23 protein-coding genes are annotated in these 23,431 nt (G+C 69.2%); 8 read left to right on the forward strand and 15 right to left on the reverse strand.

Going from position 1 to position 23,431, the window contains the following annotated elements; genetic code table 11:
- The 6 genes from prcA to arc all read right to left on the reverse strand — a co-directional run bounded on the left by prcA (nt 1) and on the right by arc (nt 5,816).
- Complete coding sequence (gene prcA / locus GON09_RS28260) at nt 1–831, reverse strand: proteasome subunit alpha (RefSeq protein ID WP_307854309.1); 831 nt, start codon at nt 829–831, stop codon at nt 1–3.
- A complete protein-coding gene (prcB, locus tag GON09_RS04740) occupies nt 828–1,589 on the reverse strand; it encodes a proteasome subunit beta (protein WP_244865858.1) in 762 nt (253 codons plus the stop codon). The genes prcA and prcB overlap by 4 nt, the downstream gene beginning before the upstream one ends.
- 89 nt (nt 1,590–1,678) lie before the next feature.
- Nucleotides 1,679–1,870 (reverse strand): ubiquitin-like protein Pup, encoded by a 192-nt coding sequence (locus GON09_RS04745; RefSeq protein WP_059384481.1) that lies wholly within the window; start codon nt 1,868–1,870, stop codon nt 1,679–1,681.
- 165 nt (nt 1,871–2,035) lie between these two features.
- Nucleotides 2,036–3,529: a depupylase/deamidase Dop gene (dop, locus tag GON09_RS04750; protein WP_213930817.1), complete on the reverse strand. Its 1,494-nt coding sequence runs from the start codon at nt 3,527–3,529 to the stop codon at nt 2,036–2,038.
- Nucleotides 3,530–3,586: 57 nt separating this feature from the next.
- Nucleotides 3,587–3,973 carry a nitroreductase family deazaflavin-dependent oxidoreductase gene (locus GON09_RS04755; RefSeq protein ID WP_213930818.1) on the reverse strand — a complete coding sequence of 129 codons (387 nt, stop codon included), beginning with the start codon at nt 3,971–3,973 and terminating at the stop codon, nt 3,587–3,589.
- Nucleotides 3,974–4,046: 73 nt separating this feature from the next.
- Entirely contained in the window at nt 4,047–5,816 is a 1,770-nt protein-coding gene (gene arc, locus GON09_RS04760) for a proteasome ATPase (RefSeq protein WP_213930819.1), read from the reverse strand.
- Nucleotides 5,817–6,001: 185 nt separating this feature from the next.
- Here arc and GON09_RS04765 point away from each other — a divergent pair, with 185 nt between their 5' ends.
- Nucleotides 6,002–6,493, forward strand: coding sequence for a nuclear transport factor 2 family protein (locus tag GON09_RS04765; protein WP_213930820.1), 492 nt, complete (start codon nt 6,002–6,004; stop codon nt 6,491–6,493).
- A 22-nt stretch (nt 6,494–6,515) separates the two neighbouring features.
- Here GON09_RS04765 and GON09_RS04770 read toward each other — a convergent pair whose 3' ends face one another.
- Entirely contained in the window at nt 6,516–7,367 is an 852-nt protein-coding gene (locus GON09_RS04770) for a tRNA (adenine-N1)-methyltransferase (protein ID WP_213930821.1), read from the reverse strand.
- A gap of 89 nt (nt 7,368–7,456) precedes the next feature.
- Between GON09_RS04770 and GON09_RS04775 the strand changes: the two genes are divergently transcribed.
- Together GON09_RS04775 and GON09_RS04780 are read left to right on the forward strand one after the other, a co-directional pair.
- Nucleotides 7,457–8,332, forward strand: a complete 876-nt coding sequence (locus tag GON09_RS04775) for a RecB family exonuclease (protein ID WP_213930822.1) — start codon at nt 7,457–7,459, stop codon at nt 8,330–8,332.
- Entirely contained in the window at nt 8,329–9,168 is an 840-nt protein-coding gene (locus GON09_RS04780; protein WP_213930823.1) for a thioesterase family protein, read from the forward strand. Before GON09_RS04775 ends, GON09_RS04780 begins: the two co-directional genes overlap by 4 nt.
- A gap of 40 nt (nt 9,169–9,208) precedes the next feature.
- Here GON09_RS04780 and hisG read toward each other — a convergent pair whose 3' ends face one another.
- The 6 genes from hisG to metH all read right to left on the reverse strand — a co-directional run bounded on the left by hisG (nt 9,209) and on the right by metH (nt 16,507).
- On the reverse strand, nt 9,209–10,072 hold the full coding sequence (gene hisG / locus GON09_RS04785; RefSeq protein WP_213930824.1) for an ATP phosphoribosyltransferase: 864 nt from the start codon (nt 10,070–10,072) through the stop codon (nt 9,209–9,211).
- Between the two features lie 90 nt (nt 10,073–10,162).
- Nucleotides 10,163–10,444, reverse strand: coding sequence for a phosphoribosyl-ATP diphosphatase (locus GON09_RS04790; RefSeq protein WP_170318512.1), 282 nt, complete (start codon nt 10,442–10,444; stop codon nt 10,163–10,165).
- Between the two features lie 39 nt (nt 10,445–10,483).
- Nucleotides 10,484–11,371, reverse strand: coding sequence for a pseudouridine synthase (locus tag GON09_RS04795; protein WP_213930825.1), 888 nt, complete (start codon nt 11,369–11,371; stop codon nt 10,484–10,486).
- Nucleotides 11,372–11,375: 4 nt separating this feature from the next.
- On the reverse strand, nt 11,376–12,236 hold the full coding sequence (trhO, locus tag GON09_RS04800) for an oxygen-dependent tRNA uridine(34) hydroxylase TrhO (protein WP_213930826.1): 861 nt from the start codon (nt 12,234–12,236) through the stop codon (nt 11,376–11,378).
- Between the two features lies 1 nt (nt 12,237).
- The gene (locus GON09_RS04805) at nt 12,238–12,945 is read right to left on the reverse strand and encodes an HAD family hydrolase (protein ID WP_213930827.1); all 708 of its coding nucleotides are present in this window, start codon (nt 12,943–12,945) and stop codon (nt 12,238–12,240) included.
- A complete protein-coding gene (metH, locus tag GON09_RS04810; RefSeq protein WP_213930828.1) occupies nt 12,938–16,507 on the reverse strand; it encodes a methionine synthase in 3,570 nt (1,189 codons plus the stop codon). Before metH ends, GON09_RS04805 begins: the two co-directional genes overlap by 8 nt.
- 51 nt (nt 16,508–16,558) lie before the next feature.
- Here metH and GON09_RS04815 point away from each other — a divergent pair, with 51 nt between their 5' ends.
- Both GON09_RS04815 and GON09_RS04820 read left to right on the forward strand, forming a co-directional pair.
- The gene (locus tag GON09_RS04815; protein WP_213930829.1) at nt 16,559–17,458 is read left to right on the forward strand and encodes a PAC2 family protein; all 900 of its coding nucleotides are present in this window, start codon (nt 16,559–16,561) and stop codon (nt 17,456–17,458) included.
- A complete protein-coding gene (locus GON09_RS04820; protein ID WP_213930830.1) occupies nt 17,455–18,600 on the forward strand; it encodes an MFS transporter in 1,146 nt (381 codons plus the stop codon). Before GON09_RS04815 ends, GON09_RS04820 begins: the two co-directional genes overlap by 4 nt.
- 151 nt (nt 18,601–18,751) lie before the next feature.
- Here GON09_RS04820 and GON09_RS04825 read toward each other — a convergent pair whose 3' ends face one another.
- Nucleotides 18,752–19,768, reverse strand: coding sequence for an AraC family transcriptional regulator (locus tag GON09_RS04825; protein ID WP_213930831.1), 1,017 nt, complete (start codon nt 19,766–19,768; stop codon nt 18,752–18,754).
- A 122-nt stretch (nt 19,769–19,890) separates the two neighbouring features.
- Here GON09_RS04825 and GON09_RS04830 point away from each other — a divergent pair, with 122 nt between their 5' ends.
- A complete protein-coding gene (locus GON09_RS04830) occupies nt 19,891–20,799 on the forward strand; it encodes an SDR family oxidoreductase (RefSeq protein ID WP_213930832.1) in 909 nt (302 codons plus the stop codon).
- Nucleotides 20,800–20,821: 22 nt separating this feature from the next.
- Here the strand turns inward: GON09_RS04830 and GON09_RS04835 are convergent, their stop codons facing one another.
- A complete protein-coding gene (locus tag GON09_RS04835; protein ID WP_213930833.1) occupies nt 20,822–21,283 on the reverse strand; it encodes a 6,7-dimethyl-8-ribityllumazine synthase in 462 nt (153 codons plus the stop codon).
- A 93-nt stretch (nt 21,284–21,376) separates the two neighbouring features.
- Between GON09_RS04835 and GON09_RS04840 the strand changes: the two genes are divergently transcribed.
- Complete coding sequence (locus GON09_RS04840; RefSeq protein WP_244865379.1) at nt 21,377–22,471, forward strand: helix-turn-helix domain-containing protein; 1,095 nt, start codon at nt 21,377–21,379, stop codon at nt 22,469–22,471.
- A 72-nt stretch (nt 22,472–22,543) separates the two neighbouring features.
- Nucleotides 22,544–23,395: a trehalose-phosphatase gene (gene otsB, locus GON09_RS04845; protein WP_244865380.1), complete on the forward strand. Its 852-nt coding sequence runs from the start codon at nt 22,544–22,546 to the stop codon at nt 23,393–23,395.
- The last annotated feature ends 36 nt before the right edge of the window (nt 23,396–23,431 follow it).

Here is a 23,431-nt window from a genome sequence, read left to right on the forward strand (position 1 = left end):
TCAGCCCGCGTCGGGGCCGGGTGCGGGATCGGAACCGGATGCGGTACCGGATTCGGTACCGGATGCGGTACCGGATGCGGGGGCCGGGTCGGCGCCGGGTGTCTCCGACGGCGCCGGCTGAGCGGAGCCGGCGGGCAGCAGCGCGTCGAGCGCCGCCCCCGAGATGCGGCGGAACGCGCGGCGCGGCCGCTGCTTCTCGAGCACCGCGACCTCGAGTTCGCCGCGGCCGAGCACCCGCGGCGCCGCATCGGCGGTGACCGGCTGCTGCAAGGCCGTGACCGCCACGGCGACGGCCTCGTCGAGCGGCAGACCGGTCTTGTAGGACGAGCGCAGCGCGGTGACGATCGGCTCGGTGTTGCCGCCCATCACCACGAACTGCGGCTCGTCGACAATCGAGCCGTCGTAGGTGATGCGGTACAGCTGCGGGCCGTCCTCGGTATCGGCGCGACCGACCTCGGCGACGCAGATCTCCACCTCGTAGGGCTTCGGCTGCTCGGTGAAGATCGTGCCCAGGGTCTGGGCGTAGGCGTTCGCCAGCGCGCGCCCGGTCACGTCCCGCCGATCGTAGGAATAGCCACGCATGTCGGCGTGCATGATCCCGGCGCGGCGCAGGTTCTCGAACTCGTTGTACTTGCCGACGGCGGCGAAACCGACCCGGTCGTACAGTTCGCTGATCTTGTGCAGCGCCTTCGACGGGTTCTCCGCCACCAGCAGCACCCCGTCGGCGTAGATCAATGCGATCACCGACCGGCCCCGGGCGATGCCCTTGCGGGCCAGCTCCGAGCGATCGCGCATGATCTGCTCGGCGGACGCATAGTACGGAAGTGTCACCGGGCATCTCCTGCGGTGCGGTCGGCCACGATGCTGCGGGCCAGCTCGGACAGGGTTTCCTCCGCGACCGCCACGGCCCCGGCCGCGGTGATCACCACCGCCGTCGGGTAGATCCCGCGGGTGGTGTCGGGGCCACCGGTGGCGGTGTCGTCGTCGGCCGCGTCGTACAGCGCCTCGACGGCGGAACGCAGCGCGCTCTGCTCGTCGGCGTCGGCGCGGTAGAGCTTCTTCAGCGACGACCGGGCGAACAACGAACCCGAACCGACCGCGTGGTAGCCGGCGCGTTCCTCGTAGCGGCCACCGACCACGTCGTAGGACACGATCCGCCCGGCGCGGTGCGCGTCGGCGGCGTCGAGGTCGAACCCGACCAGCAGCGGTACCACGGCCAGCCCCTGCATGGCGGCACCGAGATTGCCGCGCACCATCGACGACAGTCGATTGGCCTTGCCGTCGAAGGTCAACGGCACACCTTCGATCTTCTCGTAGTGCTCGAGTTCGACGGCGAACAGCCGCACGAGTTCGATCGCCAGGCCCGCGGTGCCGGCGATGCCGGCCGCCGAATAGTTGTCGGTGATGAACACCTTGTCGACATCGCGGGAGGCGATCAGGTTGCCCATCGTCGCGCGCCGGTCCCCGGCGAGCAGCACACCCCCGTCGAAGGTCAGCGCCACGATGGTGGTGCCGTGCGGGGCGAGGTCCACGTGGTCACCTCGTTCGAACCGGAAGCGGTTCTCCGGCAGCATCTCCGGGGCATGCATGCGCAGATGGTCGGAGAACGACGACAAGGGCGACGCGAGGTGCAGCCTCGGCTGCACCTCGCGGTAGGGAAGAGAGGACCGTTCGGCTGTCACTGGCCACCTTTCTGCACATATGCCCGCACGAAGTCCTCCGCGTTCTCCTCGAGCACGTCGTCGATCTCGTCGAGAAGATCGTCGGTTTCCGAGGCGAGCTTCTCGCGACGCTCCTGCCCGGCACCGCCGTCACCGACGACCTCGTCGTCGTCTCCGCCGCCACCGCGTGTGGTCTGCTCCTGTGCCATCGCCGCCGACCTCCTCCTGTACTCGGCGCGGAACCGTCACCGGTCGACGATCGGTGTGGTCACCGCTGCTTCGAACTCCTACCCTACCCAGCGAATCGGTCCACCGGTGGCGACACGCGTACTCGCGGCACACGATCGGGCCACCACCACACCCCGGCGCGACGGTCAGTGGGTGAGCTGATCGACCAGTTCGGCCGCCGACTGCGCCGTCTCGAGCAGCTCCCCGACATGCGCGCGGCTGCCCCGCAACGGCTCGAGCGTCGGGATCCGCACCAGCGACTCACGACCCAGATCGAAAATCACCGAGTCCCAGCTCGCCGCGGCGATGTCGGCCCCGAAGCGGCGCAGGCATTCGCCGCGGAAGTAGGCGCGGGTGTCCGACGGTGGGGTGTGCACCGCGTCGAGCACCTGCTGCTCGGACACCAGCCGCTGCATCGACCCGCGGGCCACCAGGCGGTTGTACAGGCCCTTGTCCAGACGCACATCCGAATACTGCAGGTCCACCATGTGCAGGCGCGGCGCCGACCAGGACAGCCCCTCCCGGTTGCGGAAACCCTCGAGCAGCCGCAGTTTCGCCGGCCAGTCCAGCAGGTCCGCGCATTCCATCGGGTCGCGTTCGAGCAGGTCGAGCACCATCGCCCACTTGTCGAGGATGTCGAGGATCCGCTTGTCCTCGGTGCCGTCGTGGAATTTCGCGACCCGCTCATGGTAGATCCGCTGCAACGCCAGGCCGGTCAGCTCCCGGCCGTCGGCGAGCGCGACGGTCTTGCGCAGCGACGGATCGTGGCTGATGTGGTGCACCGCGGTGACCGGGCGGGCCAGCTGCAGATCCGACAGGTCGATGCCCGCCTCGATCAGGTCGAGCACCAGCGCGGTGGTGCCGACCTTGAGATAGGTGGACATCTCCGCCAGGTTCGCGTCGCCGATGATCACGTGCAGGCGCCGGTACTTGTCGGCATCGGCGTGCGGCTCGTCGCGGGTGTTGATGATGCCGCGCTTGAGGGTGGTCTCGAGACCGACCTCGACCTCGATGTAGTCGGCGCGCTGCGACAGCTGGAAACCCGGCTCGTCGCCGGACTGGCCGATCCCGACCCGCCCCGATCCGGTGATGACCTGGCGGGAGACGAAGAACGGGGTCAGGCCCGCCACCACCGCGGAGAACGGGGTGTCGCGGTCCATCAGATAGTTCTCGTGGGTGCCGTAGGAGGCGCCCTTGCCGTCGACGTTGTTCTTGTACAGCTGCAACCGCGGCGCGCCGGGCACGCTCGACGCGTGCCGCGCCGCGGCCTCCATCACCCGCTCACCGGCCTTATCCCAGATCACCGCGTCCAGCGGGTCGGCGACCTCCGGGGCGGAGTACTCGGGGTGGGCGTGGTCGACATACAGCCGCGCCCCGTTGGTGAGGATCATGTTCGCGGCGCCGACCTCGTCGGCGTCGATGACCGGGGCCGGGCCGTTGAACCGGCCCAGATCGAACCCGCGCGCGTCGCGCAGCGGGGATTCGACCTCGTAGTCCCAGCGGGTGCGCCGGGCGCGCGGCACCCCTTCAGCGGCCGCATAGGCCAGCACCGCCTGCGTGGAGGTCAGGATCGGGTTCGCCGATGGCTCGTTGGGTGAGGAGATCCCGTACTCGACCTCGATACCGATGATCCGCTGCATGCCGTCGAGCCTAGGCGATCTCACCGATCGCGGCGGTGAACCACCCCGCCGCCGCGATCAGGGGGCCGGCTGCGGGGTGCAGTCCAGATAGTCGTGCGCCCCGATCGCCTGCAACGCCACCCGCACCGGCAGCGGCGCCCAGCTCGCCTGCGCATCGCTGCCGAGCCGCGGCGCGGTCACCGGCACCGCCTTACCCCGGGTGTGCACCACGGCTCCGCCCGCGGCGCACACGTTGCGCACCCAGTCGGTGTCGGCGCCGTAGGTCAACGCGATCCGCAGGTCGTCCCCCGCCTCGAACAGCAGCACCGGGGTGCGGAAGATCCGGCCCGACCGGCGCCCGCGATGCTCGACCACCGCGGTGCCGGGCAACAGCTGGGCGAACGGCGTGGTGATGCGGTTGGTGACCGCCTTGTTGACTCTGGCCATCGTGCGCGGCAGCGGCATGAACGGTCCCCCCGGAGAACGCGGCGGCCGGACCTTCCGGATCGGGGAAGGCCGGCCGCCGCGGGTGCGATTCCTACAGATACTGGCCGGTGTTCGATTCGGTGTCGATCGCGCGGCTCGCGCTGGCGTTCTTGCCGGTGACCAGGGTGCGGATGTACACGATCCGCTCGCCCTTCTTCCCCGAGATCCGGGCCCAGTCGTCCGGATTCGTGGTGTTGGGCAGGTCCTCGTTCTCGGCGAACTCGTCGACGATCGAATCGAGCAGGTGCTGCACCCGCAGGCCGGGTGCCCCGGTCTCGAGCACCGACTTGATCGCGTACTTCTTCGCCCGGTCGACGATGTTCTGGATCATCGCGCCCGAGTTGAAGTCCTTGAAATACAGGACCTCCTTGTCGCCGTTGGCGTAGGTCACCTCGAGGAAGCGGTTGTCCTCGGACTCGGCGTACATCCGCTCGACGACCCGCTCGATCATCGCCCGCACGCACGCGACCCGGTCGCCGCCGAACTCGGCGAGATCGTCGGCATGCACCGGCAGGCTCTCGGTCAGGTACTTCGAGAAGATGTCCTGGGCGGCCTCCGCGTCCGGACGTTCGATCTTGATCTTCACGTCGAGGCGGCCCGGTCGCAGGATCGCCGGGTCGATCATGTCCTCGCGGTTCGAGGCGCCGATGACGATGACGTTCTCGAGCCCTTCGACACCGTCGATCTCGGCGAGCAGCTGCGGCACCACGGTGGTCTCCACATCGGAGGACACCCCCGACCCGCGGGTGCGGAAGATCGAGTCCATCTCGTCGAAGAAGACGATCACCGGGGTGCCCTCGGACGCCTTCTCCCGGGCCCGCTGGAAGATCAACCGGATGTGCCGCTCGGTCTCACCGACGAACTTGTTCAGCAGCTCCGGGCCCTTGATGTTCAGGAAGAACGACTTCGCTTCCTTCGAATCGTCGCCGCGGGCCTCGGCGATCTTCTTCGCCAGCGAGTTCGCGACGGCCTTCGCGATCAGGGTCTTACCGCAACCGGGCGGACCGTACAGCAGCACCCCCTTCGGCGGGCGCAGCGAGTACTCCCGGAACAGGTCCTTGTGCAGGAACGGCAGCTCCACCGCGTCGCGGATCTGCTCGATCTGCCGGCCCAGACCGCCGATGTCGCCGTAGTCGACGTCCGGGACCTCCTCGAGCACGAGATCCTCGACCTCGGCCTTCGGGATCCGTTCGAAGGCGTAGCCGGCCTTGCTGTCGACGAGCAGTGAATCACCGGGGCGCAACGTGAACGCATTCTCGTCGTCGACGAGAACGTCGGGCTCGACGTCGGCGGCCGCCGCGGCCAGCGGCGCCGCCAGCCACACGATGCGTTCCTCGTCGGCGTGCCCGACCACCAGCGCGCGGGTGCCGTCGTCGAGAACCTCCCGCAGCGTGGTGATCTCACCGACGCGTTCGAATCCACCGACTTCCACGACGGTCAACGCCTCGTTCAGCCGCACGGTCTGCCCGGGCCGGAAGGTGTCGAGTTCGAGATTCGGCGAGACCGCGACCCGCATCTTGCGGCCCGAGGTGAACACGTCGACGGTCTGGTCGTCGAACGTCTCGAGCAACACCCCGTAGCCGCTCGGCGGCTGGGCCAGCCGGTCGACCTCCTCGCGCAGCGTGATCAACTGCTGACGCGCATCCTTGAGGGTCTCGAGCAGTTTGCCGTTGCGGACCGTGAGGGACTCGAGCCGGGCTTCGAGGTCGCGTACCTGATCGGACGGTTCGCCGAGTCGACGACGCAAGGTCGCCACCTCCGTGCGCAACTCTTCGATCTCTCGTGCCGCCGCAACCGCGTCCGGCTTCTCTGACGAGCTCATAGCGACTCCCTCCACTGTCGGTCATTCCACGCTACCGGGACATCGCCCGGCGTGGGGGAGGACACGAAACAGTCGTGTTCCGAACATGTGTCGCGTGTGGGACGCGCCATGGCGCCACACCCCCGACCCACTGTTAGGCTTCCCTAATATCGTGAGTCGACCGTTCCCCCGAAAGGTACTTTTCCGTGACCCCACGTTCTGTTCGCGTGACCTACGCCGCCGCAACGCTGGCCGCCCTCACCGCCCTGACCGGCTGCAGCTCCGACACCGGGGACGACGACGCCACCGCCACGACGAGCGCGGAAATCACCACCACGACCACGACCGGCGCCACCGCGACCGCCGCCGTCACCGTCGAACAACTGCAGGACCAGGTCGACGTGTTCTTCGACCCGGCCGCCGCCACCGAGGACCGCGCCGCGGTCGTGGAGAACGGCACCGACCGGAGCGCCGTGCTCGACCAGTTCACCGGCGTGCTCGCCGGTTACCCGCTCACCGGCGTCGTCGGGGAGATCACCACCGTCGACGCCGACACCGTCACCGCGACCACCGAGGTCACCGGACCGCACGGCGGCGCCCCGCTGCCGCTGACCTTCGAACAGATCGACGGCAGCTGGGTCATCGCCGACGAGAGCGCCTGCTCGATCCTGAGCATGGGCCGGCTCAGCTGCGACTAGGCCCCGGCCGCCGGATGCCGGCTCAGCCCTTGCTGGGCCGGCGCTGCGGCTTCGGGGTCTCCACCCCGTCCTGCAACCGCCGGGCACTGACCAGGAACGCCGTGTGCCCCTGCATCCGATGCTCCGGCCGCACCGCCAGCCCCACCACATGCCAGCCGCGCACCATCGACTCCCACGACCGCGGCTCGGTCCAGCAGGTCTGCTCCCGCAGCGCCTCGACCACCCGCGACAACTGCGTCGTCGTCGCCACGTAGACGATCAACACCCCGCCCGGCACCAACGCCTTCTTCACTGTCTCCAGCACATCCCAGGGCGCCAGCATGTCCAACACCACCCGATCGACCCGGCCGTACTTCTCGACGTCGTAATCCGCCAGATCCCCGAGCACCGTCGTCCAGTTCGCCGGGCGCTCCCCGAAGAAGGTGTCGACATTGCGCTCGGCGTATTCGAGATGGTCCTCGCGCACCTCGTAGGAGATCACCCGGCCGCTCTCCCCGACCGCCCGCAGCAGCGAACAGGTCAGCGCGCCCGATCCGGCGCCGGCCTCGAGCACCGTCGCGCCGGGGAAGACGTCGCCCTCCTGCACGATCTGCGCGGCGTCCTTCGGGTAGATCACCTGCGCACCGCGCGGCATCGACATCACGTAGTCGACCAGCAATGGCCGCAACGCCAGATAGGGGGTGCCGTTGGTGGAGGTGACCACCACACCCTCGTCGGTGCCGATCAGATCGTCGTGCAGAATCCCGCCGCGGTGGGTGTGGAACTCCTTGCCCGGCTCGAGCACCACGGTGTACTTGCGGCCCTTGGCGTCGGTCAACTGCACCCGGTCCCCCACCTGGAAGGGTCCGCTGCGCCCGAGTCCGCCTACTGCCATCGCCGTGTCCACCTTCGTTCCAGCCCCGCACCCGCACACGGGCACGCGGGTCCGGCACCGTGTCGGACCCGCGTCCTAGCCTGCCAGGTGTGACCACAGCTGCGCCCACACCCCCCACCGACCCGGTGCGGCCGGTCGCCCTCTCCCCCTCCCGCGCCGCCGACTTCACCCGCTGCCCGCTGCTCTACCGCCTCCGGGCCGTCGACCGGCTCAGCGCACCGCCCACCCGCGCCCAGGCGCGCGGCACCGTCGTCCACGCCGCCCTCGAAGAACTGTTCGCGCTCGACGCCCCCGACCGCACCCCCACCGCCGCGCAGACCCTGCTGCCCGCCGCCCTGGCCCGGGTCCTCGCCGCCACCCCCGATCTCGGGGTCGACGCCGCCGATGCGGCCTTCCTAGCCGAGGCCACCGCGCTGCTGACCACCTACTTCACCGTCGAAGACCCCACCGCCGTCACCGCCACCGGCTGCGAACTCCGCGTCGAGACGGTCCTCGACGGCGACGTCCCGCTGCGCGGCATCATCGACCGCCTCGACATCGACGCCACCGGCGCCGTGCAAGTCGTCGACTACAAGACCGGCCGCGCCCCCTCCCCCCGCGGAGAGAAGACGGCGCTGTTCCAGCTGAAGTTCTACGCCCTGATCCTGTGGCGCCAACGCGATCTCGTCCCGGCCTCGCTGCGGCTGCTGTATCTCGGCGACGGCCAGGTGCTGCACTACCGGCCCGACCCCGACGAACTGCGCCGCTTCGAACGGATCGTGCGCGCGATGTGGACGACGATCCGGCAGTTGCGCAACAACGGCGACTTCCGACCCAACCCCGGCCCCGGCTGCCGGTGGTGCGATCATCGGGCATTGTGCCCGGCGTTCGGCGGTACCCCACCGCCGTATCCTCTCGACGGCCTTGCGGCCCAATCGACGTCGGGTGCGCCCCGCCGTATCGAGCAGCAGGAGAATCCCGAGTGAGCGACGCCGCGTACTACGTGCCGGTCCCCCGACCCGCCACCCCCACCAGCCCGGCCGACGACGTCGAGATCGCGGTGTTCCGCCCCACCGACCGCACCGTGAGCACCTGGGGCCCGCACCTGCAACACGGCGCCCCGCCCTCTGCGCTGCTCGCCCGCGCCGTCGAACGGCACCGGCCCCGCCCCGACACCCGCCTGACCCGACTGACCGTCGAACTGCTCGGCCCCGTCCCGCTCACCGACCTCGAAGTGCGCACCCACATCGAACGCCCCGGCCGCCGCATCGAACTCGTCGTCGCCGAACTGTGGGCCACCGCCCCCGACGGCACCCACCGCGCGGTGGCGCGCGGCACCGGCTGGCGCCTCGAAACCGTGGAGCTGCCGGAGGTGGCCCGCACCTCCGAGACCCCGCTGCCCGACCCCGGCGGTATCGCACCCACCGACCCGCACGCCTCCTGGCAGGGCGGCTATATCGACACCCTCGACTGGCGCATCATCGTCCCCTTCGGAACCCCGGGCCTGTCGTCGGCGTGGGTGCGCAGCGAGATCGCCCTCGTCGAAGGCGAAACCCCCAGCGGCCTCGACCGGTTGATGAGCGTCGCCGATGTCGCCAACGGCGTCGGATCCAAACTCGAGCCCCGCGAGTTCACCTTCCTCAACACCGAACTGACCGTGCACCTGTTCCGCGCCCCGGAATTCCGCGAACAGGACTGGGTGGGGATCGCCGCCGAGATGTCCGTCGGACCCGACGGGGTCGGCATGACCGCCGGGCTGCTCTACGACGAGACCGGCGCGCTCGGCCGCATCACCCAGAACGTGCAGGTGCGGCCCCGCTGATCGCGGAGCCGCACCGACACGACGACGGGCAGGTGCGCGTCTATTCGGGGGCGCGCATCGCCCGGCACGAGCGGATGTTCGACGCGAGGATCGCGCGGGCACCGATCTCGGCGAGCCGATCCATCACCGCGTTGTGGCCCTTACGCGGCACCATCGCCCGCACCGCCACCGAATTGTCGTTCGCCAGCGGCGAGATCGTCGGCGACTCGAGTCCCGGGGTGACCTGCACGGCCTGCTCGAGCAGGTGCTTGGGGCAGTCGTAGTCGATCATCACGTACTGCTGCGCGAAGACCACACCCTCGAGTCGGGCGATCAGCTGGTTGCGGGCCCGATCCGAACGATCCGACCCGTCCCGCTCGATCAGCACACCCTCCGAATCGCACAGCGACTCCCCGAAGGCCACGAGATCGTGCTGCCGCAACGTCCGGCCCGACCCGACCACATCGGCGATCGCGTCCGCGACCCCGAGCTGAATGGAGATCTCCACCGCCCCGTCGAGCCGGATCACCTCGGCCTCGATGCCGCGGGCCTCGAGATCACGGCGCACCAGATTCGCGTACGACGTGGCGATGCGCAGACCCCGCAGATCCTCGACCGCCCAATCACGGCCCTTCGGCGCGGCATACCGGAAACGCGACGACCCGAACCCCAGCGACAGGCGCTCGGCGACCGGCGCCCCCGAATCCATCGCCAGGTCGCGGCCGGTGATCCCCAGATCCAGTTCACCCGAGCCGACGTAGATCGCGATGTCCTTCGGACGCAGGAAGAAGAACTCGACATCGTTGACCGGGTCGATGACCGTCAGATCGCGCGAGTCGGTGCGGCGACGGTAACCGGCCTCCTGCAGGATCTCGGCGGCGGACTCGGACAGCGAACCTTTGTTGGGGACTGCGACGCGCAGCATGACGGATTGGGTCCTTTCGAACGACGAGCAGAAGCGAGGAAGAGATCTACAGGGCACGGACGGCGGCACCGCACAGCGGGCCACCGGCCGTCACAGATGCTTGTAGACGTCCTCGAGCTTCAGGCCCCGCCCCACCATCAGCACCTGCACCCAGTACAGCAGCTGCGAAATCTCCTCGGACAGTTCCTCGTCGGACTGGTACTCGGCGGCGATCCACACCTCACCGGCCTCTTCGAGTACCTTCTTGCCCTGGAAATGCACCCCGGCGTCCAGGGCGGCGACGGTGCCGGAGCCCTCGGGGCGGGTCGCGGCGCGTTCGGACAGCTCGGCGAACAGGGAATCGAAGGTCTTCACGGGGGTCGATTGTTTCATGCCCCCACGCCGCCCCCGAATCCAGGACACCGACACCCCTCAGAACTCGAGCTCCCGCCCGCTGACGAACCGCCGCGCAGCCCCGCTGATCGGATCGGTGAACTCGAGCGACCGCGCCAACAACCGCAGCGGCGCGGTGAAATCGTCCGCGCGGCGCCGCCGGAACCGCGGATAGAAGTTGTCCCCCACGATCGGCACCCCCAGCCACGCCAGATGCAGCCGCAACTGGTGCGTGCGGCCGGTGCGCGGGAACAACCGGTACCGGGCCAGCTCACCGCGCCGCTCGACCAATTCGATGCGGGTCTCCGAATTCGGCTCCTCGACGAACTGCTCGGCCGTCAACTCACCGTGCCGCTTGACGATCCGGGTGCGCACCACCTGCGGGAACTGCAGATCGGGCCGGTATCCGGCGACCGCCTCGTACACCTTGCGCACCCGCTGCCGCTCGAACAACTCCTGATAGGGCCGCCGCCACCCCGGATCCGTCGTGCACAACAGCACGCCCGCGGTCATCCGGTCGAGCCGGTGCACCGGCACCAGCTCCGGCAACTCCAGCTCGCGCCGCAACCGCACCACCACCGATTCGCGGATGTGCGCGCCACGCGGGATCGTCGCCAGAAAATGCGGCTTGTCGACCACGACCAGCCCGTCCTCGCGGTGCAGCACGCGCACCGGAAACGGCACCGGCACCTCCGGCGCCGGAGCGCGATAGAAGTACACGAACCGCGTCGGCTGATACGGGGTGCGCGCATCGATGCGGCGCCCGTGCTCGTCGACCAACTCCCCCGCCGCCATGTGCGCCGCCCAGTCCTCGTCGGGGTGGTCGGCCTCGAGGAACTCGACGATCGTGCCGGCATCGTGGTCGGCGGGCATCCGGATGCGGTCCGGGCCGAGCCCGTCGCGCACCGGCAGCGGCGCAGCACGCACCGGTCTACGCCTCCACCGGGTCCGGCACGCAGCCCTCGCACACCAGGGTCAACTCCCGACCGCGAAGGTCCGGATGGTTGCGGTACCGCGAGGTGGGGCTGCCGCACAGCGTGCAGCGCCCGATCACCGTCGCCTCGTCGCTGAACTCGACGTTCATCCGCCCGTCGAAGACATACAGCGAACCCTCCCACAGGCCCTCGTCGCCGAAGGTCTCGCCGTAGCGCACGATGCCGCCGTCGAGCTGGTAGACCTCCTCGAACCCGCGATTGCGCATCAACGCCGACAGCACCTCGCAGCGCACCCCACCGGTGCAGTAGGTGACCACCGGGCGGTTCTTGAGATGGTCGTAGCGGCCGCTGTCGAGCTCGGCGACGAAATCGCGGGTCGTGGCCACCTCCGGCACCACCGCATTGCGGAACCGGCCGATCTGCGCCTCGAACCGGTTACGGCCGTCGAAGAACACCACTTCGTCGCCGCGCTCGGCGACGAGCGCGTGCACCGCGTGCGGCGACAGCGGGGTGCCGCCGTCGACGATGCCGTGCTCGTCGACCTTCACCTCGTCGGGCACCCCGAAGGTCACGATCTCCGGGCGTACCTTCACCGACAGGCGCGGAAAATCGTCGCCGGTGCCGTCGGACCACTTGATGTCGGTGTCCTTGAACGCCGCATAGCCGCGCAACCCACGCACGTACTTCTTCACGTCGGCGATGTCACCGCCGACGGTGCCGTTGATGCCGTGCTCGGAGATCAGGATCCGCCCGGTCAATCCCAGCGACGACGCCAGAGTGTGCTGCCACAACCGGATCGCCTCCGGATCGGGTAGCGGGGTGAACTTGTAGAACAGCACGATCTTCGGGACCGCCATCTCAGCGCACTCCCGCACCGTGCAGCTCGTGCAGATCCTCCACGCTCAGCCCCTCCAGGGTGGACCGGAACACCCGGCGCTCCGAGCCGGGCACATCCACCAGCGACGGCACCACCAGCACCGTGCACCCGGCCGCATCCGCCGCCGCCGCCCCGGTCGGGGAATCCTCCACCGCCAGGCACTGCGCCGGATCGACGCCGAGCAGCTCCGCCGCCCGCCGGTAGGGCGCCGGGTCGGGTTTGCCGGCCGGCACCTCGTCGCCGCACACCGAATGGTCGAAATGCTCGCGGCCCAGGGTATCGAGGGCCACCTCGCACAACGCCCGCTCGGTGTTGGTCACCAGCACGGACCCCAGGCCCGCCTCGCGCACCGTGCGCAACGCGGACCGCGCCCCGGGCCGCCACGGCAGCCCGTCGGCGAACAACCGGCCCATGTAGTCGGTCAGCCACGCCGCGGCGGCGGCCGCCTCATCCGGAGTCGGCTCGAGGCCCAGACCGGTGAAGGTGCGCAGCACCGCCAGGTCCATCGGCCCACCGATCGTGGAGATGCGGGTCTCCTCGCTCATCGGCCCCCCGAGATGCAGCGACAACTCGCGCATCCCGATGTCCCACAAGCGTTCCGATTCGAGCAGGGTGCCGTCCATGTCCCACAGCACCGCCCGCAGCACACCGGTCTGCACCGCGAGCGGCGCCTCCACCCGATCAGACATTGAAGTACTTCGCCTCCGGGTGGTGCAGCACGAACGCATCCGTGGACTGCTCGGGATGCAACTGCAGCTCCTCCGACAACTCCACCCCGATCCGTTCGGGTTCGAGCAGCTCGACCAGCTTGATCCGATCCTCGAGATTCGGGCAGGCCCCGTAACCGAACGCGAACCGGGCGCCGCGGTAGGCGAGCTTGAAGTACTCCGCGACCTCCTCCGGATCCTCGTCCGCAGCCGTGCCGCCCCCGGCGAACGCCAGCTCCTGCCGCACCCGCCGATGCCAGTACTCGGCCAGCGCCTCGGTCAACTGCACACCGATGCCGTGCACCTCGAGATAGTCCCGGTACGAATTCGACGCGAACAACTCGTTCGCGAAGTCCGCGATCGGCTGCCCCATCGTCACCAGCTGGAACGGCCACACATCCACCTGACCCGACGCGAGCGCATCCTCCCGCGACCGCACGAAGTCCGCGATGCACAGGAACCGCGACCGCTGCTGCCGCGGGAAGGTGAACCGGTAGCGCTCCGGGGCATCCGGGCGCGCTTCGGTCAGCACCACCACATCGTCGCCCTCGGACACCGCCGGGAAGTAGCCGTAGACCACCGCGGCGTGCTGCAGGATGCCCTCGGTCGCCAACCGGTCGAGCCAGTACCGCAACCGCGGCCGGCCCTCGGTCTCCACGAGCTCCTCGTAGCTCGGACCCTCGCCGCCACGCTGACCGCGCAGCCCCCACTGCCCGAGGAACAACGCCCGCTCGTCGATCAGCGCCGCATAGTCGGCCAACGGGATGCCCTTGATCACCCGGGTGCCCCAGAACGGCGGCGTGGGCACCGGCAGATCCTTCGCGACATCGCTGCGCTCGGGGATCTCCGCCGGTGTCTCGGCGGCCTTGCGCTTCTCCGCGATCCGCTTGCTGCGCTCGTGCCGTTCCTTGCGCTCGGCGGCCTTGCGGGCCGCTTCGATCGCCTCCGGACTGTCCGGCGCCGGCGCCTCGCCGCGCTTCTCGGCCATCACCCGGTCCATGAGCGACAGGCCCTCGAACGCGTCGCGCGCGTACGACACCTTGCCCGCGTACACCTCCGCCAGATCGTTCTCGACATAACTGCGGGTCAACGCCGCACCGCCGAGCAACACCGGGAACTGCTCCGCGACCCCACGGGCGTTGAGCTCCTCGAGGTTCTCCTTCATCACCACCGTGGACTTCACCAGCAGCCCCGACATGCCGATCACATCGGCGCGCTTGTCGACTGCCGCGTCGAGGATCGTCGCGATCGGCTGCTTGATGCCGAGGTTGACCACCTCGTAGCCGTTGTTCGACAAGATGATGTCGACGAGATTCTTGCCGATGTCGTGCACATCGCCCTTGACGGTCGCCAGCACGATCCGGCCCTTGCCCTCGTCGCCCGTCGACTCCATGTGCGGCTCGAGGAACGCCACCGCGGTCTTCATCACCTCGGCGGACTGCAACACGAACGGCAACTGCATCTGCCCGGACCCGAACAGATCACCGACCGTCTTCATACCCGACAACAACGTGTCGTTGATGATCGCCAGCGGCGGGGTGGTCTTCATCGCCTCCGCCAGATCGTCCTCGAGACCGTTGCGCTCACCGTCGACGATGCGCCGCTCGAGCCGCTCGAACAGCGGCAGCGCCGCCAGTTCCTGCGCCCGCGACTCGCGTGCCGACGCCGCCGACACCCCCTCGAACAGCTCCATCAGCTTCTGCAGCGGGTCGTAACCCTCGCGCCGCCGGTCGTACACCAGATCCAGCGCGACCTGCCGCTGCTCCTCCGGGATCCGCGCCATCGGCAGGATCTTCGACGCGTGCACGATCGCGGTGTCCAGCCCCGCCTCGGTGCACTCGTGCAGGAACACCGAGTTCAGCACCTGCCGCGCCGCCGGATTCAGACCGAACGACACATTCGAGATACCGAGGGTGAAGTGCACCTCCGGATGCGCCTCGTGGAGGCGGCGGATCGCCTCGATCGTCTCGATCGCGTCGCGCCGCACCTCCTCCTGCCCCGTCGAGATCGGGAAGGTCAACGCGTCGACGATGATGTCCTGCGGCGACAGGCCCCACGTGCCGGTCAGGTCCGCGATCAACCGCTCGGCGATGCGCACCTTGTGCTCGGCGGTCCGGGCCTGGCCCTCCTCGTCGATCGTCAACGCGACCACCGCCGCACCGTGCTCGACGACGTGCTCCATGATCCGCTGGAACCGCGAACCGGGACCGTCACCGTCCTCGTAGTTCACCGAGTTCACCGCGCAGCGACCACCGAGATGCTCGAGACCGGCCCGGATCACCTCCGGCTCTGTCGAGTCGATCATGATCGGCAGCGTCGACGACGTCGCGAACCGCGACGCCAGCTCCGCCATGTCCGCCGCCCCGTCGCGCCCGACGTAGTCGACGTTCAGATCCAACATGTGCGCGCCGTCGCGGATCTGATCCTTCGCGATGTCCAGGCACTTCTGCCAATCCGCGGCGAGCATCGCCTCACGGAACGCCTTCGACCCGTTCGTGTTGGTGCGCTCACCGATCATCAGGATCGACGCGTCCTGCTCGAACGGCACCGAGGTGTACAGCGACGCAACACCCGGCTCCGGCTGCGGGGTGCGCGGCGCCGGCTGCAGCCCGCGCACCGCCTCGGCGACCTGCCGGATGTGCTCGGGAGTGGTGCCGCAGCAGCCGCCGACGAAGGTCAGACCGTACTCGCGGACGAACCCGGCCAGGGCCTCGGCGAGCTCCTCCGGCTGCAACGGGTACTCGGCGCCGTTCGCACCCAGCACCGGCAGACCGGCATTCGGCATCACCGACACCGGGATCGTCGCGTGCTGCGACAGGTATCGCAGGTGCTCGGTCATCTCCGCCGGACCGGTCGCGCAGTTCAAGCCGATCAAGTCGATACCGAGGGGTTCGAGGGCGGTCAGCGCGGCACCGATCTCGGAGCCGAGCAGCATCGTGCCCGTCGTCTCCACCGTCACGTGCGCGACGATCGGGATCCGCCGGCCCGCCTGCTCCATCGCCCGCTTGCTGCCGATGATCGCAGCCTTCGCCTGCAGCAGGTCCTGGCAGGTCTCCACCAGGATCGCATCGGCACCCCCGTCGAGCATGCCCAGCGCCGCCTCACCGTAGGCGTCACGCAGCGCCGCGAACGGCGCATGACCGAGAGTCGGCAGCTTCGTGCCCGGACCCATCGACCCGATCACCATGCGAGGGATCCCGTCCGCGCCGGGACCCATCTCGTCGGCGACCTCGCGGGCGAGACGGGTACCACGTTCGGACAGGTCACGGATCCGGTCGGCGATGTCGTAGTCGGCGAGGTTGGGCAGGTTGCAGCCGAAGGTGTTCGTCGAGACGACGTCGGCGCCGGCCTCGAAGTACGCCCGGTGGATCCCCCGGATCACATCGGGACGAGATTCGTTGAGGATCTCGTTGCACCCCTCCAAACCGCGGAAGTCGTCGAGCGACAGATCCGCGGCCTGCAACATGGTGCCCATCGCCCCGTCTCCGATGACAACGCGCCGGGTCAGCGCATCGAGCAGGACAGAATGAAGTGGGGTGGACATGCCCTTCAGACTAGTGGGCGCCCGGAACGGGCCGGGTCGTAGGCTGGACGAGTGAGTGCACCCGAGTATTCCGAGACCCCGGACCAGGACGTCCCCGTCCTGCGCGATCCGGTGCTCGTCGCCGCCTTCGAGGGGTGGAACGACGCCGGCGACGCTGCCAGCGGCGCCGTCGAGCACCTCGAGCTGATCTGGGACGCCGAGCCCTTCGCCGAGCTGGACTCCGAGGAGTACTACGACTACCAGGTCAACCGGCCGCAGGTACGCCTCGTCGACGGCGTCACCCGCGAGATCGACTGGCCCACCACCCGCCTGTCGCTGTGTTCCCCGCCCGGCAGCGACCGCGACGTCGTCCTGCTGCACGGCATCGAACCGAGCATGCGCTGGCGCAGCTTCTGCGACGCCATCATCGAACTCGTCGACGAATTCGAGGTCCACACAGTCGTGCTGCTCGGCGCGCTGCTCGCCGACACCCCGCACACCCGCCCGGTCCCGGTGACCGGCACCGCCTACAGCTCCGAGGCCGCCGAACGGTTCAAGCTGCAGACCTCCCGGTACGAAGGACCCACCGGCATCACCGGGGTACTGCAGGACGCCTTCGTGCGCGCGGGCATCCCCGCGGTGTCGTTCTGGGCGGCGATCCCCCACTACGTGTCCAACCCGCCCAACCCCAAGGCCACTGTCGCGCTGCTGCGCCGGGTCGAGGACGTCCTCGACCTCGAGGTGCCCCTCGGCGAACTCCCACTCCTCGCCGAGGAATGGGAACAGACCGTCACCGACATGATCGACGACGACGAGGAGATCGCCGAGTACGTGCGCACCCTCGAGGAGCGCGGCGACGCCGAGGCCGAGGAGGACATCTCCGAGGTCATCGCCAAGATCGACGGCGACGCCCTCGCCGCCGAGTTCGAACGCTATCTGCGGCGACGGGGTCCCGGCGGCTTCAACAGGTGAGGGATCTACGCGAACCGCTGCAGCGCACGGCGCTGTATGCGGGGGGCTTCCTCGGCCCGTTCGGCGGCAGCGTCGTCGTATCGATGCTGCCCGAGATCGGCGCCGACACCGGTGTGTCCACCGGAACCGCCGCGACGACGGTCACCGCCTATCTGGGCGTGTTCGCCGCCGCCATGCTGTTCTCCGGCACCCTCGGCGCACGCTGGGGACGCATTCGCACCGTCCGCACCGCCTACCTCGTCTACGCGGCGGTATCGGTGGCCGCGGCCCTGGCACCGACCTTCTCGGTCCTGATCGGCACTCGGATGCTGCAGGGCGCCGCCAACGCGTTCACCACGCCGCTGCTGCTCGCGGCGCTGGCCGTCATCACCCCGAAGGACAGGCTCGGGCGCGCACTCGGGTTGTTCGGCGCGATGCAGGCCGCCGGCCAGACCGTCGCTCCCCTGATCGGTGGTCTCGCCGCCGAGGTGAGCTGGCGGTGGGCGTTCGTCGTGCTCGCCGGCGCCGCGCTGCTCCTGGCGCTCGCCGGCCTGCCCGACTCGGTGCGCGACGACCCGTCCGGTACCGGCCGGGTCCGCCTGCGTGACGCCCTGACCCCGCGCGTCCTGCGCATCGGCCTCGTCGCACTCCTCGGCTGGGGTGCCCTCGGCGGGCTCGGATTCCTCCTCGCCTTCCGGGTCGAGGACGACTTCGGGTTGTCCCCGTCCGAACGCGGCGTAGTGCTCACCCTGTTCGGGCTCGCCGGCATCCTCAGTTCCCGGCCGGTGGGGATGCTCATCGACCGCGTCGGTGCTCGCGCGATCGTGCTCGCCGGCGCGGTGAGCGGCGCAGCACTGGTCGTGGTCGTCGGTACCGTCCCGTGGCTCGTCGTGCTCGGCGTCGCGTGGTTCCTGGCAGGTATCGCCTCGCAGTTCATCCTCGTCGGCGTCAACGCCGCGGTGCTCGGCGGGCCGGGCGGCAACCGTGGCGGGGCAGTGTCGGTGGTACAGGCCTTCCGTTTCGGCGGTGCGGCTTTCTCTCCTCTCCTGCTGACGCCGGTATACGGTGCCGATCCGGTGCTTGCGTTCCTGCTGCCCGCAGCGCTGCTCGGCGTGCTCGTCCCCCTCGTCATGACGCGGCGCCCGGACTCGCCGACCAGGTGAACCCGCCCGGTTCCGGGCAGGTGAGTTGTGAGGATTGGTGGTGTGTCGCTTGGTGATGGATTCGGAAGTGGGTAGATATTCTGTTTTTCTTTGATTTCCGTCTTATCCAGAACAATTCCGTGGTGATCCGCCGGCTATCCGGACATCCTCGTCAGACCGACCGCTGTTCCCGTCGGCGTCCCCCCGGTGTCCGTCCCGTCCATCGTTTGAACGCCACCGAAAAGCTCGATGCGTCGGCATAGCCGAGACGGTGTGCCACCCTCTCCACCGGCAGGCCCGCCTCCAGCAGCTCCCCCGCCATCGCGCCGAGAGTCTCGGCCACGATCGCCCGGTACGAGGTCCCCTCCTCCCCCAGTTGTCGCCGGAGGGTGCGCACGCTCGAACCCAGCTCCGCGGCCACCTGATCCTGGGTGGGGCCCTCGGCCGCCCGGCGCAACAGCACTTCGCGCACCCGGGAACCGAGCTCGCCGTGGTTCTGTCGGCGCTGCAGCAACTCCGCACATTCACGCAGCAGCACGGCGGCGGCCTCCGGGCTCGAGGTCGGCATGGGCCGGTCCAGCGCCCGCGCGTCCACCACCACCGCATGCGTCGCCGGAGTGCTCTTCACTCGGAAACCGCGGTCGCGGAAGACCGGCGCGACCCGATCGCTCAGCGATTCGGCCACCTCGATGCGACGCACCTCCGACGGTTGCCCCCACAGCGACCCCCAGTGGGCGAGGATCCCCGAGACGTCCCGCTCGAGCAGGAAGCCCCGTAGCTGTGCCGGAACGTGCCGGTCGTCGAGACAGAAGCGGACCTCGTCGCCCGCGTACTCCAGCGCGGCGCGTGAGAACGCGAAGGTCAGATCGAAGAACCGGGTGCCCACCTCGATGCCGTCGCGCACGGTCGCACAACTCATCAGGGCGTAGCCGAAGATCCCGTGCACCGCCGCCTGATACCGCAGCCCGAGGGCGAAGCCTTCCCCCGGTCTGTCGTCCAGCGCGGCCACCAGATTCGCGATCACAGCGAGTTCCTGGTCGTCCGTGATCTGCCCGCCCGGGTCGGCAATCTGCGCCTCCCCCAGCCCGACACCCGCCATCAGCTCGTCGGCGTCGATGCCGCGTTCGCGTCCGAACGACACCATCAGGGCCGCACTCGTCGCCGCGCGGCGGGAGGTCCACGTGTTCACGAGGCTCCATCCTCGGCAGGATGGCCGAAAATCACAAGAACTTGCCGATAGTGGCATGGATCACGGACCGCTCCGTTCGTAGCGTCGTTCCTACACGCACAGCGACGAAAGGACGACACGGCATGAGCCTGAACGCGCACGGCAAGAGGGTTGTCATCACCGGTGGGGCCCGCGGCATCGGACAGGCGACGGCCGAGGCCCTCGTTGCGGCCGGCGCCCGCGTGGCCATCGGCGACATCGACAAGGATCTCGTGCAGGACACCGCCGCCCGGATCGGTGCGCGTTTCGGCACCACGGTGCTCGGCCTGCCCCTCGACGTCACCGACCGGAGTTCGTTCGACGAATTCCTCAGCCTGTCCCACATGGAGTTCGGCGGGATCGACGTACTCGTCAACAACGCCGGCATCATGCCCACCGGCGCGTTCCTCGAGGAGACCGACACGGTCACCGACCGCCAGATCGACGTCAACGTCCGCGGCGTGATCCTCGGCTCGAAGCTGGCCGCCGCGCGGTTCACCGAGCAGGGCTACGGGCACATCGTCAATCTCGGCTCCGTCGTGGGTATCGAAGGAGCCCCCGGGCTCGCGGTGTACTCCGCGACCAAGCACGCGGTCATCGGCCTCGGGGCCGTGCTGCGCCAGGAACTCGCGAGCTCGAACGTCGTGGTCTCCACGATCGCACCGGGATTCGTGCGCACCGAACTGATCGCAGGCTTGAAGCCGAATGCGCTCATCGAGAAGCTCGCGATGGTCGGGCCGGAGGAGGTCGCCGCCGCGATCGTGCAGGTGATCGCGACGGGCCGTCCAGGTCTGAGGTATGTGCCTCGCACGGCGGGAGCGATCCTCGGAGCGCTGAAGCTGGTGCCGGAGGCGACCCGCCACCGCATCTCCGCCGCCTTCGGGTTGCAGTCACTCGCGCTGAACACCGACGAGACCGCGCGAGCGGCCTACCGTCGGCGCACCGAGACGCCCACCCTGCCGACTGCCGGCGAGAAGCCGCCGGCGAAGGATTCCTCCGGTAGCGCACGCTGATCCGGCGCGCTACCGGTCGGGCTCAGTCTCCGGTCGGTAGCGCGCGCAGCGAGCGCACGGTGGCGTCGACGGCGCGGGCCGCTTCGGCGCCCTTCTTCACGAAGTGCCGCGTGAAGTACTCGACGTGCTCGTCGTGCTCGTGGAAGTTGTGGGGGGTGAGCACGACGGAGAAGACCGGAACATCGGTGTCGAGCTGGACCCGCATCAGGCCGTCGATCACCGCAGTGGCGACGAAGTCGTGCCGGTAGATGCCGCCGTCGACGACCAGCCCGGCTGCGACGATCGCGTCGTACTGTCCGGTCTTCGCCAGCCGCTGTGCGTGCAGGGGGATCTCGAATGCGCCGGGGACCTCGAAGAAGTCCAGCGCGTCCTGCGAGACTCCGAGGCGGGTGATCTCGTCGGTGAATCCCGTGCGTGCCTGATCGACGATGTTGCGGTGCCAGGTCGCCTGAACGAACGCGATGCGCCCGGTGATTTCGGTCATGGTCACGAAACTAGCGCATGCTCCGTCAGGGTTTGCGGCCTGGGAGGGGCGGTGTTCCGCTCTATGAGATTTCGTTTATTTCTCTTTTCCGTCATGCACAGAGTCACTAACGTGGTGGATGTGACACAGCCGGCTCCCGCCCCCGAGAACCCGATCGGTCCCCGCCCCGAGCGGTACATCGACATCTACCGCCGTGCCACCGCCCGGCTCGAGGCGTGCCTGCCGCTCGGCTGGTCGCTGTCCAGCGACCGTCCCCGCTCCCCCGAGGCACCCACCCGGATGCTCGTCACCGCCCCCGACGGCGACACCGTGTCCTTCTCCGTCGTCACGTCTCGCGGTGTGCTTTCCGGCGACGTCGCCCGCATCGCCGCCGACCTGTCCGACTCCGACCGCGGTTTCGTGTGCGCCCACTATCTGTCCGATCCGGTGCGACGCCAGCTCGACCGGCACGGCATCTCCTACGCCGACGCGACCGGCAATCTCTGTCTCGTCGCGAACCGCCCGGCGGTGTGGGTCCGCGATCGCGGCGCCGACGCCGATCCGTGGCGCGGCCCGGGACGCCCGTCCGGGGTGCTGACCGGCGAGCCGTCCGATCGAGTGGTACGGGCGCTCGCCGATCACGTCGGGGAGATCTCCGTGCCGGAGCTGATCAAGCTGTCCGGCGCATCGACCGGCGCGACCTACCGCGTCGTCGAGGTGCTCGTCGAACGCGAACTGGTGCGCCGGGTGCCCCGCGGCCCGATCGTCGAGGTGCGGTGGGAGCCGATGCTCCGCGCCTGGGCCGCCGAACGAAAGGTGTGCCCGGTCCGCCGGTTCACCGCCCCCGAGGGCGTCACCGCGACCCGCACGCGACTCGCCGAACGTATCGACATCCCCTACGCGCTCACCGGCGTCGGCGCCACCGACTACGCCGCCCCGGCACTGCTCGAGCTCTACGCCGACGATCCCGACGACTTCGCCGACGGTCTCGGCCTCCGCCCGGTCGAGCACGGCGGCGATGTGGTGGTGGCGATCCCCTGGTCGCCGGTGGTCTTCGAACGGATGGACCGCCGCGGCGGACTGCGCCACGTGGCGCTCTCGCACGTCTACGCCGACCTGCTCGCAGGCCCCTTCCGCAACGACGACGCCGCCGAACACGTCCGCTCCCGGCTCACCGCGGACGAGCAGTGGCGGCGCCCGATCCGCTGATCATCTCTTCCGGCCGTTCCCCCTCCCCCGGATCGCGGCCGAGCCTTCCGAACTTTGTGTACGGTGCGAACCATGACGGGTCGCCGCGACGACAGGAGTACCCACCAGATGACCGCGCCGCGCACCGTGGAGGATCTACCGTCCGCACTCGACGGTGCCGCCCTGTCCGACCGCCTCGCCGGTCGCCGCCCGGCCGTCTTCCTCGACTACGACGGTGTGCTCACCCCGATCGTCGCCCGCCCGGAGGACGCGGTGTGGTCGGATTCCATGCGCCGCACCGTCCGTGAACTCGCCGACCGCGTATCGGTGTGTATCGTCACCGGCCGTGACCGCGACGTCGTCCAGCAACTCATGGGCGTCGACGATCTCGTCGTCGCGGGCAGCCACGGATTCGACATCTGGAGCCCCACCGACGGGCAGATCGCCCACGACGTCCTCGACGACTTCACCGACCTGATCTCCGAGACCACCGACACCCTGCGCACCCGTCTGGACGGTCTCGACGGTGTCGGCATCGAACCGAAACGCGCTTCGGTCGCCGTGCACTACCGGCAGGCCGCTCCCGAGGTGCACGCTCGGGTGGGCGCGATCGTCGATGCGCTGCTGCAGGAGAACCCCGAGCGACTCGCGGTGGTGCCGGGAAAGATGGTCTACGAACTCAAACCGGCGGTGGACTGGAACAAGGGCAAGGCGGTCCTCCACCTGATCGAGATCCTCGGTCTCGCCTCCGACGATGTCGTGCCGCTCTATCTCGGCGACGACATCACCGACGAGGACGCATTCCGGGCGTTGCGCGGCCGCGGGATCGGGATTCTCGTGGGCAGCCCCGACGACCCGGAGATGGCCGGTCGCCGCACCGATGCCGAGTTCGTGCTGGCCTCGGTCGACGACGTCGAACGTTTTCTGTCGACCCTGGGCAGGTGACAGCGCCGCCGGACAGTTCGTGCCGACTACGACCCG

Origin of the sequence: Rhodococcus sp. B50, from assembly GCF_013602415.1 — a bacterium.
Classification (GTDB): Bacteria; Actinomycetota; Actinomycetes; order Mycobacteriales; family Mycobacteriaceae; genus Rhodococcus.

Excerpts from the sequence above, each read along its gene's own strand:
- metH (WP_213930828.1), bottom strand. The coding sequence starts at position 16,507 with ATGTCCACCCCACTTCATTCTGTCCTGCTCGATGCGCTGACCCGGCGC.
- GON09_RS04790 (WP_170318512.1), bottom strand. The coding sequence starts at position 10,444 with ATGAAACAATCGACCCCCGTGAAGACCTTCGATTCCCTGTTCGCCGAG.
- GON09_RS04835 (WP_213930833.1), bottom strand. The coding sequence starts at position 21,283 with ATGACCGAAATCACCGGGCGCATCGCGTTCGTTCAGGCGACCTGGCAC.
- hisG (WP_213930824.1), bottom strand. The coding sequence starts at position 10,072 with ATGCTGCGCGTCGCAGTCCCCAACAAAGGTTCGCTGTCCGAGTCCGCC.
- otsB (WP_244865380.1), top strand. The coding sequence starts at position 22,544 with ATGACGGGTCGCCGCGACGACAGGAGTACCCACCAGATGACCGCGCCG.
- prcB (WP_244865858.1), bottom strand. The coding sequence starts at position 1,589 with ATGCATGCCCCGGAGATGCTGCCGGAGAACCGCTTCCGGTTCGAACGA.
- GON09_RS04770 (WP_213930821.1), bottom strand. The coding sequence starts at position 7,367 with ATGGCAGTAGGCGGACTCGGGCGCAGCGGACCCTTCCAGGTGGGGGAC.
- trhO (WP_213930826.1), bottom strand. The coding sequence starts at position 12,236 with ATGGCGGTCCCGAAGATCGTGCTGTTCTACAAGTTCACCCCGCTACCC.
- GON09_RS04830 (WP_213930832.1), top strand. The coding sequence starts at position 19,891 with ATGAGCCTGAACGCGCACGGCAAGAGGGTTGTCATCACCGGTGGGGCC.
- dop (WP_213930817.1), bottom strand. The coding sequence starts at position 3,529 with ATGCAGCGGATCATCGGTATCGAGGTCGAGTACGGGATCTCCTCACCC.
- GON09_RS04840 (WP_244865379.1), top strand. The coding sequence starts at position 21,377 with ATGCACAGAGTCACTAACGTGGTGGATGTGACACAGCCGGCTCCCGCC.
- GON09_RS04755 (WP_213930818.1), bottom strand. The coding sequence starts at position 3,973 with ATGCCGCTGCCGCGCACGATGGCCAGAGTCAACAAGGCGGTCACCAAC.
- GON09_RS04745 (WP_059384481.1), bottom strand. The coding sequence starts at position 1,870 with ATGGCACAGGAGCAGACCACACGCGGTGGCGGCGGAGACGACGACGAG.
- GON09_RS04805 (WP_213930827.1), bottom strand. The coding sequence starts at position 12,945 with ATGTCTGATCGGGTGGAGGCGCCGCTCGCGGTGCAGACCGGTGTGCTG.
- arc (WP_213930819.1), bottom strand. The coding sequence starts at position 5,816 with ATGAGCTCGTCAGAGAAGCCGGACGCGGTTGCGGCGGCACGAGAGATC.